Consider the following 13937-nt stretch of genomic DNA (forward strand, 5'->3'; position numbering starts at 1 on the left):
CAGGTCAACGACAGACCTAAGATTGAGCTGAATACGATCATTTTTTCACAGGGAAGCACGCCATGAGCGACAAGAAGTCCGCAACCATCGCAGTCCGCACCGGTATCACTACAGATTCACAGCACCACGCCGTTGTGCCTCCACTGTATCTTTCTACTAATTACGAATTCCCTGAGTTTGGTGAAGTGCCCACTTATGATTACGCCCGTGGTGGTAATCCAACCCGTTCTTTACTGGAAAAAGCGCTCGCCGATCTGGAAAACGGTGCTGGCGCGGTAGTGACCAACTGTGGCATGGCAGCAATTAACCTTCTGCTTTCACTGGTTACTCCTGAAGACCTGATAATCGCGCCGCACGATTGCTATGGGGGAACTTACCGCTTGTTCGATTCCCGAGCAAAAAGGGGCGCGTTCAGGGTGGAATTTGTTGACCAGACTGACGCGGTTGCGCTGGAAGAGGCATTGGCGAAGAACCCCAAACTGGTGTGGTTGGAAACGCCGTCCAACCCACTGCTGCGCGTGGTTGATATCGCAGCGATCTGTGAAAAAGCCAAAGCAGTTGGTGCATGGGTAGGGGTCGATAACACCTTCCTGTCTCCCGCTTTGCAGCAGCCACTAAACCTGGGTGCGGATTTCGTGGTGCACTCGACCACCAAATTTATCAATGGTCACTCTGACACCGTAGGTGGCGTAGTGGTGGCAAAAGAAGCCGAGCTTTATGAAGAGCTGAAATGGTGGGGTAACTGCATTGGGGCCACCGGGAACGCGTTCGATAGCTACATGACATTGCGCGGTCTTCGTACTCTGAACGCAAGAATGCGTCAACATGAAGAAAACAGTGCACAAGTGTTGGAATACCTCAAGCAGGAGCCGCTGGTTAGTACTATCTACCATCCGGCGTTGCCAGCCCATCCGGGCCACGAGATTGCGAAGAAACAACAATCAGGTTTTGGCGGAATGTTGAGCTTTGAGCTTAAAGGCGGTGAAAGTGAGCTGAAACTTTTCCTTTCCTCCCTTAAGCTGTTCACTTTGGCCGAATCATTGGGTGGTGTGGAAAGTCTAGTGACGCATCCCGGCTCAATGACACACCGTGCCATGTCGGACGAAGCGCAGGCGGAAGCAGGTTTGGCGGCCACCTTGCTTCGCCTGTCTATTGGCTTGGAAGACAAAGCTGATCTGGTCGCTGACCTCAAACAAGCATTTGATAAAGTAAGAGAGAGCCAGTAATGAGTGCGGTTGAAGTCGTATCCCCTCAGCAGTCGCAGTCCCGTCAGTTACATAAGTTTGGCGGTAGCAGTCTTGCTGATCCTGATTGTTTCCGTCGCGTTACGCGTATTCTGGCGCAATACAGTGGTGAGACAGACATTATCGTGGTGTCAGCCGCCGGGAAAACTACCAACCGTCTGATTGAATGGCTGGATTTGCTCAGCAAAGATGGTCGGCTGGCCCATGAAACGCTGCAAACTTTACGTAAATACCAGCAGGATCTGATTGAAAACCTGATTGAAGGTGAGCAAAAGCAATTGCTGGTGGATGCACTGTATGAAGACTTCAGTGTGTTGGCGCAGACTGCAGAAAACCCGCTGACTGATGCACAACGCGCTTGGGCTCAGGGCTTTGGCGAAGTCTGGTCAGCGAGGCTATTGTCAGCACTTTTAACCCAGCTTGAGCTGCCGGCCGTGAAGCTCGATTCCCGCTCATTCCTGCGGGCAGAACGCGGCGCACAGCCAGAAGTGGATCGCGCGAGCTCTTGGCCACTTTTGAAAGAACAACTGATTCAACATACCAAACGCCGGATTGTGATCACCGGCTTTATGGCGCGTAACACCGAAGGTGATACTGTGCTGCTTGGGCGCAATGGCTCGGACTATTCCGCAACCATTGTCGGTGCGCTGGCGGATGTCAGCCGCGTGACCATTTGGAGTGATGTAGCTGGTGTGTACAGCGCAGACCCGCGTATCGTCGGTGATGCCTGTCTGCTGCCGCTGCTGCGTTTGGATGAAGCCGCCGAACTGGCTCGTCTTGCTGCGCCCGTGCTGCATACCCGTACGCTACAGCCAGTGGCGCAAAGCTGTATTGACCTGAATCTGCGTTGCAGCTATGACCCAGAGTCAGGTTCAACCCGTATTGAACGTGTGTTGGCATCTGGTCGCGGTGCGAAAATCATTACTTCGTTGAGTGATGTCTGCCTACTTGAGCTGGACGTGCCCCGTTCGCACGACTTTGAAACTGCCCACCGTGAAATTGAACGCCTGCTGACCCGAAACCAAATCCAGCCATTGGCATCGTCATTCAGTGCTGACCAGCATCGTATCCAGCTCACCTATACAGGCGAAGTGGTCAACAGTGTATTAGAACAACTGCAAAACGCTTGTATTCCTGCAGACATCCGCCTACGTGAAGGCTACAGCATGGTAGCTGCGGTAGGAGCAGGAGTGACTGCTAATCCTGTGCATTGCCATGGTTTTTACCAACAACTGCGTAGCCAGCCAATTGAGTTTATCTGCGAGTCGGGTTGTGGCCTCAGCATTGCCGCTATTTTGCGTAAAGTGAACACTTCGGCATTGGTGTCAGACATTCACCGTGCGTTGTTCCAGGCTCAACGTCGCATTGGTCTGGTACTGTTAGGCAAAGGGAATATCGGTAGCCGTTGGCTGAATTTGTTTGCCGAACAAAAAGTGGCGCTGGAAAAACGCCATGGCATGAGCTTTGAACTGATTTCGGTCCAGGACAGTGATAACCAGTGGGTCGATTTCGACGGCATTGACGCTAACACCGTGATGACCCGATTTGATGAAGTTGCCAAACCCTATGAAGGGAGTGACTGGCTGACAGCACTGCTCAACCATCCTTACGATGACATCGTGGTGTTGGATGTGACCGCGAGTGCACCGTTGTCTCTGCAATACACGGATCTGGCCGAACACGGCTATCATCTTATATCTGCTAACAAAGTGGCAGGCTCCGCGAGTGGTGAGTTGTATCATCAGGTTCAGGACGCATTTGCGAAAACTGGCCGCTTTTGGTTGTATAACGCGACGGTAGGTGCTGGCCTGCCAGTAAACCACACTGTGCGAGACCTTCGTGAAAGCGGCGACCAAATTATAGCGCTATCGGGTATTTTCTCGGGAACGCTGTCCTGGCTCTTCCAACAGTTCAATGGTGAAATTAAGTTCAGCGAGTTGTTGGAGCAGGCTTGGCAGCAAGGTCTGACTGAGCCGGATCCTAGGGAAGATCTGAGTGGTGCGGATGTGATGCGCAAGCTCGTGATCTTGGCACGTGAATCTGGCCTCGATATTGAGCCAGAGCAGGTTGAGGTGCAGTCTCTGGTACCTGAATCACTTTCTGCGCTGTCGTTGGATGCATTTTTAGATAACAGCTCTCAGCTTGATGAGGCGCTCGAAGATTGGCTTGAGCAAGCTAAAAAAGAGCAGGGCGTCCTTCGTTATGTGGCAAGACTTTCCCGTGATGGCAAAGCGCGTGTCGGTATCGAAGTACTGCCTGAAGAGCATCCACTCGCCAACCTGCTTCCTTGTGACAACATCTTTGCTATTGAGAGCCAATGGTACCGTGAAAACCCATTGGTTATCCGTGGTCCAGGTGCGGGTCGTGATGTGACCGCAGGAGCATTGCTCTCTGACTTGAATCGCATCGCATCTTTGTTGAAATAGTCGGAAAGTGAAGGGAAAAAGCGGAGCTGGGTCTCCGCTTTTTTGTACCCTATGTATTCGGGCAAAGTGTACACGCCAATTTTTGACTGCTGTGCTTGAGAGACTTACATGATCAACATGAATAAAATTCAAGTTAAGTAAGTTGACTTTAAATTGTTCGCAATTCAATATCTAGACATATAGACGTCTAAATGGATGTCAGCTTTAAAGGATTTCTTCGGTAGAATGTTGCCGAGGTAGGGAGACGTTATGGGATACTCACACGCCAGCCATTTGGATGCACTTAATCAAAACCTTTCTGATTTGAACGGCGATATTAACGTTTCGTTTGAATTCTTCCCACCAAGCTCTGAAGCCATGGAACAAACCCTTTGGGCTTCGGTGCAACGCCTGAAAACCCTTAAACCTAAATTTGTCTCGGTCACTTACGGTGCAAATTCTGGTGAGCGGGACCGCACCCACGGTATTGTTAAAAGTATCAAGCAGGAAACGGGTATTGAAGCTGCGCCCCATCTTACGTGCATCGATGCGAGCCGTGATGAGTTGCGTGAAATCGCGCGCGACTACTGGAACAGTGGTATTCGCCATATTGTTGCTCTGCGTGGCGACCTTCCAGAGAAAAGCCAGAAGCCTGATATGTATGCGGCGGATCTGGTTGAGCTTTTGAAAGGCGAAGCGGATTTTGATATCTCTGTTGCTGCTTATCCGGAAGTGCACCCTGAAGCGAAAAGCGCCCAAGCAGATCTGATCAACCTTAAGCGCAAAGTGGATGCAGGTGCAAACCGAGCGATCACCCAGTTTTTCTTTGATGTGGAAAGCTACCTGCGCTTTCGCGACCGCTGTGCTGCAGCTGGCATTGATGTTGAAATCATCCCGGGTATCCTGCCCGTGTCTAACTTCAAGCAGGCGTCGAAGTTTGCCAACATGACAAATGTGCGGATTCCAGCATGGATGCACAAGCAATATGAAGGTCTGGAAGATGATGCGGTGACCCGTCAGATGGTAGGTGCGAGCAACGCTATCGACATGGTACGTGTGTTAAGCCGTGAGGGTGTGAAGGACTTCCACTTCTATACGTTGAACCGTGCAGAGCTGACTTATGCACTTTGCCATACGCTGGGTGTTCGCCCTACCGTATAAACTAAGGTTCAATGAGTCAGAAACAAAAAACCGTCGCAATGCGACGGTTTTTGCTTTCCGGAAAGTCCCTAATGAGCTGCGACTTTCTTGCCCATCGACATGTTTTCCATGGCGTTGAGTTCAAACAGGACTTCCTCTGCCCAGGTCAACCATGCTTCCTTGCGAAGAATGTTGCGGCGCAGTGTCAGTCGCTCCAAACGGCCTTCACGAGTCAGCAGAGCGGTGTCAGCATAATTACTGCGCTCCATGTCTCGGTACTGACTTAGCTGCAAGCGGCTTTCGTCCATGAGTGCGTGCATGTGCTCGATCATTGGGGTGGGGTCGAATATGCTGCACGTTAGAAGTTTTGCAGAAACCTCGTCACGGTCAGTGGGATGTTTGGCCGGCATTAAGAACCACTCATAGAGGCTCTGTCTGCCGATGTCCGTGATAGAGTAGACTTTTCTGTCCGGTTTACCATCCTGCGGTTCTAAACGGCAACTCACTGCACCCATATCGGCAAGTTTATTGAGTTCACGATAGACTTGTTGGTGGCTGGCTTTCCAGAAATGCCCGATAGCATTAGAAAACTCTTTGGTTATATCGTAACCAGTTGCATCACGATGGCTAAGCACCGTGAGTATTACGTGCGGTAGTGACATCTCTTCTATCCAAAATCTTAAAAGGCGATCCTTAGCCCTGGGATGCCGCTCTTTGGCGAATTTATTTTTTCCACAACACTGGACAGGATCGACACGTTTTTAGTTGACGAACACACTTTGCCTCTTGCCAACAATGCACCGAAAATACGCGGTGCGAAAAGCTCAGTGTGAAGACACTTAAACGGTTATTTATACTTCGGTGTTTGCCTATACCTTTGTCACGATAACGTCACGAACAGGCAAGAAAACATATTAATAACATTATTAATGCAACAACAATCGAAAAAGACTCTCGAAAAAAAAAAAAGGCTGCAACATGGCAGCCTTTCTTAATTTTGATTCAATTTCTCATTTATCCGGTATTTCGCATGCCAGCAGCAATACCTGCGATAGTGACCATCAACGCTTCATCCAGTTCAGTATTTTCTTCTTCTGTAGCACGTGTACGGCACAGAAGCTCAGCCTGAAGCATATTCAGCGGTTCAACATAGATGTTGCGCAGCCGGATAGATTCGGCGCCCCAAGGGTTTTGCTCCATCAAGTGGTCGCTGTTCTCAACCATTAGTACAGCTTTGATGTCTTGTGCCAAACGGTCGCGAAGCTCGTCACCCAGTCTCCAAAGGGATTCATCCACCAGTTTCTCGTCATAATATTGAGAAATAGATGGGCTGGTCTTGGTGAATACCATCTCCAGCATACCCAGACGGGTTGAGAAGAATGGCCACTCGCGACACATTTCTTCAAGGAATTTCAGGTGACCGTTATCGATAGAGAACTGAATCGCCTGACCGGCACCCAACCATGCTGGCAGCAGCAAACGGTTCTGGCTCCATGCGAAAATCCATGGGATTGCGCGAAGGCTTTCCACGCCGCCATTCGGGTTACGTTTAGATGGGCGGGAACCCAATGGCAGTTTACCCAGTTCCAACTCTGGTGTTGTCGCTCGGAAATAAGGAACGAAGTCTTCGTGACCACGAACGACGCCACGGTAAGCTTCACAGGAAACTTCGCTTAAGGTTTCCATCAGGTCGCGCCACTCCTGCTTAGGTGCTGGTGGTGGCAACAGATTCGCTTCCAGAATTGCACTGGCGTACAGATTGAGGCTCTGAATGGCAACATCCGGCAGACCCAGCTTGAAGCGAATCATCTCGCCCTGCTCGGTCACTCGAAGGCCGCCTTTCAGGCTGCGTGGTGGCTGGGACAGCAGTGCTGCGTGCGCAGGTGCACCACCGCGACCAATCGAACCACCACGGCCGTGGAACAGCACCAGATCGACACCGGCGTCTTCACACAGCTCTACCAGTTGTTCCATCGCTTTATACTGGGCCCAACCTGCTGCCATCACACCCGCGTCTTTGGCGGAGTCTGAGTAGCCAATCATGACCATCTGGAAGTTTTGGATAAAGCCGCGGTACCAATCGATACTCAGCAGCTGGCTGATCACTGACTTGGCATTGTTGAGGTCTTCTAGGGTTTCAAACAGCGGACAAACGTCCATACGGAACGGGCAGCCAGCCTCTTTTAGAAGAAGGTGAACCGCCAGCACGTCAGACGCTGTGCGCGCCATCGAAATCACATAGGCGCCCAGTGCTTCTCGAGGCTGCTGCGCAACGATACGGCAGGTATCCAGCACTTCCTGCACTTCATCAGAAGGCTCCCAATCACGTGGCAGCAAAGGACGCTTAGAGCTCAGCTCACGGATCAGGAAAGCTTGCTTGTCCTGCTCGCTCCACTGGCTGTAGTCTCCCATGCCTAATGTGCGGGTCACTTCAGACAGCACATTCGCGTGTCGGGTGCTTTCTTGGCGGATATCCAGCTTAATGAGGTTAACACCGAAGGTGCGGATACGACGCAGTGTATCAAGCAGCAGACCATCAGCGATAATGCCCATGCCACATTCATGTAGCGACTGGTAGCACGCGTGCAGCGGTGTCCAAAGTTGATCAACGTTGGTCAGAATGTCTTTTTCATCACTGCGACGGCCATGGATTTGTGCATCCAAGTAATCCAGGGTATTGGTCAACGTCTGACGTAGCGATTTTAGAATTGCACGGTAAGGTTCGTGCTCGTCACCTGCCATTGCTCTGACGACATCATTACAACGGGTCATGGACAGCTCACTGATGAGCTCCTGAATGTCACCAAGGTAAAGGTCGGCCGCTTTCCAACGGGATAGTAGCAATACTTCGCGGGTGACTTCAGATGTCACGAATGGGTTACCGTCGCGGTCTCCGCCCATCCAGCTTGAGATTTGGATTGGAGAGGCCTCAACCGCCAGTCCTCGGCCAAGATGACGCTGCATCTTCTGGTCGAATTGGCGCAGGAACTCTGGTACAGCTTCCCACAGGCTGTTTTCAATAACGGCATAGCCCCACTTTGCTTCATCGAGCGGGGTAGGACGTTGTTGGCGGATAACGTCAGAGTGCCAGGACTGGGCAATAAGCTGCTCCAGGCGAAGTTCTGCTTTCTCTCGCTCGCTTGAAGAGATGTCTCCCAATTCGAGGTTAGACAGACACTTGTTGATTTGAACCAGCTTATGAATGGTTGTACGACGCGCAATTTCAGTTGGGTGGGCTGTCAGTACCAGCTCGATCTTGAGGTCATCAACGGCCTTGTCGCGTTCGCTGTCTGAGACATCTGCACTATGAAGGCGCATAAAGAGATCATCGAGTGAGTCTGGATTACAAACTTGCTCTTCACAATGACGCGAAACAGAATGGTATTGCTCTGCGATATTGGTGAGATTGAGGAATTGACTGAATGCACGTGCTACTGGTAGCAACTGATCGTTTGGCAGGTTTTGCAGTACATCGATCAGTTTGCCGTGATCATCTTTATTACCCGCGGAGGCAGATTTAGAGAGTTGACGGATCTCTTCTACCTTGGCCAGCAACTCTTCACCATGGGCATCTTTAATGGTGTTACCCAGCAGGTGGCCGAGCTTACTGACGTTGCTCTTTAGAGCGTCGTACTTTTCATTCATAAGGCATCCGTTTCGTAACTTTGTTACATCCTAGTTGCAATCGTATGGCTCAATCTAGCCAATGTGTGGCATAAAGGTCAATCACCCATCGTGTTATTTCATCGCATTTCTTTGTCTATCCCTTGAGCAATAAGGCATTAAGGTAGTTGTAACAAAATTACATTCAAACTGAAGGGTAGGGGCGAAAAGCGCAGCCTGTCGCAGGTGAATGATTTTATTTTAAACAGACTGTTGACATTAGTCATTTATCACGCTAAAAAGCACATATAAATTCATTTAAAATGAATAAACAATTATAATTCGCCAAAAAAGCTCATGGAAGCAGCGAAAAGGTACGATACGAATATGGATAAGTTCTCAATTTCCCTTCTCCAGCGACGACGCCGACGTTAAGTAACGTTGGGCGTATCTGCCCCTCCTGCAGCTGAGCGAGCTGAATGTTCCATCATTCAACCCAAAGAAATAAATGGATTCTTCATGTTAAAGACAGTGATCGTCGGTGCAAGTGGATACACAGGTGCCGAGCTGACCAAAATGGTATTTCTTCACCCTGAACTTGAGTTATCAGGCCTGTATGTCTCTGAAAACAGTGTGGATGCGAACAAATCTATCGGTGATTTGCATGGCGCGCTAAAAGGCCTGGTCGATCTACCACTTCAACCGCTTAAAGATGTCAGTGCTGTCGCGAAAGCAGCAGACGTGGTGTTGCTGGCAACAGCTCATGAAGTCAGTCACAACATTGCACCAACCTTCCTGTCTGAAGGCTGTAAAGTGTTTGATTTATCGGGTGCTTTCCGCGTTCAATCTAACAGTTTCTACACCGACTACTACGGTTTCGAGCATCAATATGGCGAGTGGCTGGAAAAAGCGGTTTATGGTTTAGCGGAATGGAACGAAGCAGACATTGAAAAAGCAGATCTTGTCGCGGTTCCAGGTTGTTACCCAACTGCGTCACAGTTGGCATTGAAACCACTGCTGGATGCTGGGCTTATCGACACCCAACAGTGGCCAGTGATCAACGCGGTGAGCGGCGTATCAGGTGCAGGTCGCAAGGCCTCAATGACCAATAGTCTCTGTGAAGTAAGCCTTCACGCTTACGGTGTATTCACCCACCGCCACCAACCGGAAATTTCTACCCACTTGGGTTGTGATGTGATTTTTACACCGCACCTTGGCAACTTTAAGCGCGGAATTCTAGCGACTATCACTGCCAAACTGGCAGAAGGCGTCAGTGAAACACAGGTAACAGAAGCGCTGGAAAAAGCATACGAAAACAAAACTTTGGTTCGTCCATTAGGCTCGGGTCAAAGTGCGAAGCTGCAATCTGTTCAAAACACCGGATTTTGCGATATTGGCTGGTCAGTGAAAGGCCAACACGTGATCCTGACATCAGCAATCGATAACTTGCTGAAAGGTGCCGCCAGTCAGGCGATGCAGTGCATAAACATTCGCTTTGGATTCTCGCCGCTCACGGCGATTGTGTAGGAGAGTGGCAATGAGTTTACGTCCTTTGGTAGTCAAACTGGGTGGTGCAGCGCTGTCTTGCACAGAGACTCTGGATAAATTATTTGCATCAATCAGCCAGTATCAGGCGTCTGCGCATCGCCAATTGGTGATTGTTCATGGTGGGGGCTACCTCGTCGATGACTTGATGAAAGCGCTGAACCTGAAAGTGGAAAAAAAGCAGGGTTTGCGAGTCACTCCAAAAGATCAGATTAATGTGGTCGCGGGCGCACTGGCGGGTACAGCCAACAAACTGCTGCAGGGCGAGGCAATCAAATGTGGCATTAACGCAGTCGGTCTGAGTCTGGCTGACGGCGGCTTATGTAAAGTGACCCAACTTGACCTTGATCTTGGCAATGTCGGCAAGGCAACACCGGGTGATTCTTCCGTCGTACAAGCGATTTTGTTAGCAGGCGCAGTGCCAATCATCAGCTCTATCGGTATTGATGTTGAAGGTGAATTGATGAATGTGAATGCTGATCAGGCGGCGGTGGCAGTCGCGGCTGCGTTGGATGCTGAACTGGTTCTACTGTCAGACGTGAGTGGCGTACTCAATGGCAAGGGCAAGCTCATGCCAACGCTTGATGAGAAATTAGCTGATGAATTAATTGAAAGCGGCGTGATCACCGACGGCATGATCGTCAAAGTGAAAGCGGCGTTTGAAGCGGCGAACGCGTTGGGGCGTCCTATTCAGGTCGCGAGCTGGCGTTACCCCGAGAAGCTTGCTGAGATGTTCGGCGGCAGCAACATCGGTACCCGTTTCACGGTTTAAACAATACAGAATTTATTAGTCGTTACCGCCTGTACTGACCGTCAGAGCGGTGAACATGGAGAAGTTAAAATGAGCGATATCAAAAAGGTAGTACTAGCATACTCTGGCGGTCTTGATACGTCTGCGATCATTCCTTGGCTGAAAGAGAACTATGACTGTGAAGTCGTGGCATTCGTTGCCGATGTGGGCCAGGGCGAAGAAGAGCTGGTTGGCATTGAAGAGAAAGCGATCGCTTCAGGTGCGTCAGCGTGTTACATCGCTGACCTGAAAGAAGAAATGGTTGCTGACTACATCTACCCAAGCCTGAAAACCGGTGCTGTTTACGAAGGTAAATACCTGCTGGGGACGTCAATGGCACGTCCAATCATCGCAAAAGCACAAGTGGAATGTGCTCTTGAAGTCGGCGCGGACGCACTGTGCCATGGCTGTACCGGTAAAGGTAATGACCAGGTGCGTTTCGAAAGCGCGTTTGCTGCGCTGGCACCGCAACTGAAAGTGATTGCACCTTGGCGTGAGTGGGACCTGCGTTCTCGTGAAGCCCTGCTGGATTACTTGGCAGAGCGCAACATCCCTTGTACTGCAAGCCTCGAGAAAATCTATAGCCGTGATGCAAATGCATGGCACATCTCTACCGAAGGCGGTGTATTGGAAGATACCTGGAACCAGCCAAACGAGCTTTGCTGGGTATGGACTGTGGATCCAGAGCAGGCACCTGATCAGTCTGAAACTGTATCTCTTCTGATTGAGAAAGGCGAAGTGGTTGCGGTTGATGGTGAGCGCATGAGCCCATACCAAGTGCTGACGACGCTGAACGAGAAAGGCGCGCGTCACGGTGTAGGCCGTATTGATATCGTAGAAAACCGTCTGGTCGGCATGAAATCCCGTGGCTGTTACGAAACCCCGGGAGGCACCATCATGATGGAAGCCCTGCGTGGTGTTGAACAACTGGTTCTGGACAAAGATTGCTTCGAATACCGTGAAGAGATTGGCCTGAAAGCGTCTCACCTCATCTATGATGGCCGTTGGTTCACGCCGCTATGTAAGTCACTTCTGGCGGCAGCAGAATCACTGGCTGAGCCAGTAAGTGGTGAAGTAGTAGTGAAACTGTACAAAGGACAGGCTACAGTAGTGCAGAAGCGCTCGCTCAACAGCTTGTACTCCGAAGAATTCGCGACTTTTGGTGAAGATGACGTCTACGATCACAGCCATGCTGGTGGCTTTATCCGTCTCTACTCGCTGTCGAGCCGTATTCGTGCGCTGAACGAGAAAAAACAAAAATAAACAGCAGCTGGAAGCAATAGAGTTTTAAGGAGAAGTAAGTATGGCGTTATGGGGCGGAAGGTTTAGTCAGGCAGCAGACACGCGGTTCAAGCAGTTTAATGATTCGTTGCGTTTTGACTATCGCCTCGCGGAGCAGGACATCGTAGGTTCAATTGCCTGGTCAAAAGCACTGCGCTCAGTGGGCGTATTGTCTGAGATTGAGCAGCAACGCCTCGAGCTCGCACTGAATGAAATCAAGCTGGCTGTGATGGAAGATCCAGAGCAGATCCTGCGCTCTGACGCTGAAGACATTCACAGCTGGGTCGAGCAGCAACTGATTGCCAAAGTGGGCGATTTGGGTAAAAAGCTGCACACCGGTCGTTCACGTAACGATCAGGTCGCCACTGATCTTAAGCTTTGGTGTCGTCAGCAAGGCCAACAGCTTCTCCTTGCACTCGATAAACTGCAAAACCAGATGGTGAAAGTCGCGGCAGAAAACCAGAACACGGTGCTGCCGGGTTATACCCACCTTCAACGTGCACAGCCAGTGACTTTTGCACACTGGTGTCTGGCTTACGTTGAAATGTTCGAGCGTGATTACTCGCGCCTGAGCGATGCATTGAACCGCTTGGATACCTGCCCGTTGGGCTCTGGTGCGCTGGCAGGTACAGCGTATCCGATTGACCGTGAAGCACTGGCTCACAGCCTGGGTTTTCGCCGTGCAACCCGCAACAGTCTGGACTCTGTTTCTGACCGTGACCACGTCATGGAACTGATGTCTGTAGCGTCGGTGTCTATGCTGCACCTGTCGCGTATGGCCGAAGATCTGATTTTCTATAACTCTGGCGAGTCCAACTTTGTTGAACTTGCAGATGCTGTGACATCAGGTTCATCCCTGATGCCACAGAAGAAGAACCCGGATGCGCTTGAGCTTATCCGTGGTAAGACGGGCCGCGTTTATGGCGCCATGTCTGCGATGATGATGACAGTGAAAGCACTGCCGCTCGCCTACAACAAAGACATGCAGGAAGACAAAGAAGGGCTGTTCGACGCGCTCGACACCTGGTTTGACTGTATTGAAATGGCAGCGCTTTGTTTTGATGGCATCAAAATCAACAAAGACCGCACGCTGGAAGCGGCGATGCAAGGTTATTCCAACGCGACTGAGCTTGCGGATTACCTGGTTGCCAAAGGCATTCCTTTCCGTGAAGCGCACCATATCGTAGGTGTGGCTGTAGTCGCCGCCATTGAAAAAGGCTGTGCTCTGGAAGAGCTTTCTCTTGATGACATGAAGCAGTTCTCGCCAGTGATTGACGAGGATGTTTATCCCATCCTCACCATTGAATCCTGTCTTGAGAAGCGTTGTGCGCTGGGTGGCGTGGCGCCGAATCAGGTGGAATATGCCATTAGTCAGGCAGAGAAGCGTTTGGAAAAACGTTACTCGCCAAGCGTGAAAGTACGTGGCGCGCGTCTTACTGACCTTGATGCGATTGAAGGCATGGTGGTTTACTGGGCGGGGCTAGGTGAAAACCTGCCGCGTGAACGTAATGAACTGGTTCGTGATATTGGTTCGTTTGCGGTTGCTGAGCATCAGGGTGAAGTGACAGGTTGTGCATCGCTTTATGTTTATGACTCGGGTCTTGCGGAAGTGCGCTCTTTGGGGGTGGAAGCTGGCTGGCAGAATCAAGGGCAGGGCAGCGCGATTGTTCAACATCTGCTGAAAAAAGCGAGTGGCATGGCCATCAAGAAAGTGTTTGTGCTGACCCGTGTACCAGAGTTCTTTATGCGTCAGGGCTTTATTCCAACTTCTAAATCTTTGCTGCCTGAAAAGGTGATGAAAGATTGCGACCGCTGTCCACGCCTTCATGCGTGTGATGAAGTGGCGCTAGAGTTTACCTTTGATCAGGACAGATTGATTGCTAAAGCCAACGTGGCGTAAACAGGTATAGCATTGATAAAAACCGGCTC

At 50.6% G+C, this 13937-nt stretch carries 9 protein-coding genes; 7 read left to right on the forward strand and 2 right to left on the reverse strand.

Features of this window, described 5'->3' with window-relative positions; translation table 11 throughout:
* The first annotated feature begins 62 nt into the window (after nucleotides 1-62).
* The 3 genes from VP504_RS12405 to metF all read left to right on the forward strand — a co-directional run bounded on the left by VP504_RS12405 (nucleotide 63) and on the right by metF (nucleotide 4810).
* Nucleotides 63-1226 (forward strand): O-succinylhomoserine (thiol)-lyase, encoded by a 1164-nt coding sequence (locus VP504_RS12405; RefSeq protein ID WP_325891450.1) that lies wholly within the window; start codon nucleotides 63-65, stop codon nucleotides 1224-1226.
* On the forward strand, nucleotides 1226-3670 hold the full coding sequence (locus VP504_RS12410; protein WP_325891452.1) for a bifunctional aspartate kinase/homoserine dehydrogenase II: 2445 nt from the start codon (nucleotides 1226-1228) through the stop codon (nucleotides 3668-3670). The genes VP504_RS12405 and VP504_RS12410 overlap by 1 nt, the downstream gene beginning before the upstream one ends.
* A 249-nt stretch (nucleotides 3671-3919) precedes the next feature.
* On the forward strand, nucleotides 3920-4810 hold the full coding sequence (metF, locus tag VP504_RS12415; protein ID WP_062707039.1) for a methylenetetrahydrofolate reductase: 891 nt from the start codon (nucleotides 3920-3922) through the stop codon (nucleotides 4808-4810).
* Between the two features lie 68 nt (nucleotides 4811-4878).
* Here metF and VP504_RS12420 read toward each other — a convergent pair whose 3' ends face one another.
* The gene (locus tag VP504_RS12420; RefSeq protein WP_325891453.1) at nucleotides 4879-5451 is read right to left on the reverse strand and encodes a PadR family transcriptional regulator; all 573 of its coding nucleotides are present in this window, start codon (nucleotides 5449-5451) and stop codon (nucleotides 4879-4881) included.
* A 352-nt stretch (nucleotides 5452-5803) separates the two neighbouring features.
* The gene (ppc, locus tag VP504_RS12425) at nucleotides 5804-8434 is read right to left on the reverse strand and encodes a phosphoenolpyruvate carboxylase (RefSeq protein ID WP_325891454.1); all 2631 of its coding nucleotides are present in this window, start codon (nucleotides 8432-8434) and stop codon (nucleotides 5804-5806) included.
* 477 nt (nucleotides 8435-8911) lie between these two features.
* Here ppc and argC point away from each other — a divergent pair, with 477 nt between their 5' ends.
* The 4 genes from argC (at nucleotide 8912) to argH (ending at nucleotide 13908) form a co-directional block, all read left to right on the forward strand.
* Nucleotides 8912-9919 carry an N-acetyl-gamma-glutamyl-phosphate reductase gene (gene argC, locus VP504_RS12430; protein WP_325891456.1) on the forward strand — a complete coding sequence of 336 codons (1008 nt, stop codon included), beginning with the start codon at nucleotides 8912-8914 and terminating at the stop codon, nucleotides 9917-9919.
* A gap of 10 nt (nucleotides 9920-9929) precedes the next feature.
* Nucleotides 9930-10709, forward strand: coding sequence for an acetylglutamate kinase (gene argB, locus VP504_RS12435; RefSeq protein ID WP_325891457.1), 780 nt, complete (start codon nucleotides 9930-9932; stop codon nucleotides 10707-10709).
* A 69-nt stretch (nucleotides 10710-10778) separates the two neighbouring features.
* On the forward strand, nucleotides 10779-11990 hold the full coding sequence (locus VP504_RS12440) for an argininosuccinate synthase (RefSeq protein ID WP_325891458.1): 1212 nt from the start codon (nucleotides 10779-10781) through the stop codon (nucleotides 11988-11990).
* Nucleotides 11991-12030: 40 nt separating this feature from the next.
* Complete coding sequence (gene argH, locus VP504_RS12445; protein ID WP_046307673.1) at nucleotides 12031-13908, forward strand: argininosuccinate lyase; 1878 nt, start codon at nucleotides 12031-12033, stop codon at nucleotides 13906-13908.
* Nucleotides 13909-13937 lie beyond the last annotated feature (29 nt).

Source organism: Grimontia sp. NTOU-MAR1, from assembly GCF_035758505.1.
Lineage (GTDB): Bacteria > Pseudomonadota > Gammaproteobacteria > Enterobacterales > Vibrionaceae > Enterovibrio > Enterovibrio marinus.

Bases quoted from the DNA above. Each gene is read 5' to 3' on its own strand.
- argC (WP_325891456.1), top strand. From the start codon at position 8,912: ATGTTAAAGACAGTGATCGTCGGTGCAAGTGGATACACAGGTGCCGAG.
- VP504_RS12440 (WP_325891458.1), top strand. From the start codon at position 10,779: ATGAGCGATATCAAAAAGGTAGTACTAGCATACTCTGGCGGTCTTGAT.
- VP504_RS12405 (WP_325891450.1), top strand. From the start codon at position 63: ATGAGCGACAAGAAGTCCGCAACCATCGCAGTCCGCACCGGTATCACT.
- argH (WP_046307673.1), top strand. From the start codon at position 12,031: ATGGCGTTATGGGGCGGAAGGTTTAGTCAGGCAGCAGACACGCGGTTC.
- VP504_RS12420 (WP_325891453.1), bottom strand. From the start codon at position 5,451: ATGTCACTACCGCACGTAATACTCACGGTGCTTAGCCATCGTGATGCA.
- argB (WP_325891457.1), top strand. From the start codon at position 9,930: ATGAGTTTACGTCCTTTGGTAGTCAAACTGGGTGGTGCAGCGCTGTCT.
- VP504_RS12410 (WP_325891452.1), top strand. From the start codon at position 1,226: ATGAGTGCGGTTGAAGTCGTATCCCCTCAGCAGTCGCAGTCCCGTCAG.
- metF (WP_062707039.1), top strand. From the start codon at position 3,920: ATGGGATACTCACACGCCAGCCATTTGGATGCACTTAATCAAAACCTT.
- ppc (WP_325891454.1), bottom strand. From the start codon at position 8,434: ATGAATGAAAAGTACGACGCTCTAAAGAGCAACGTCAGTAAGCTCGGC.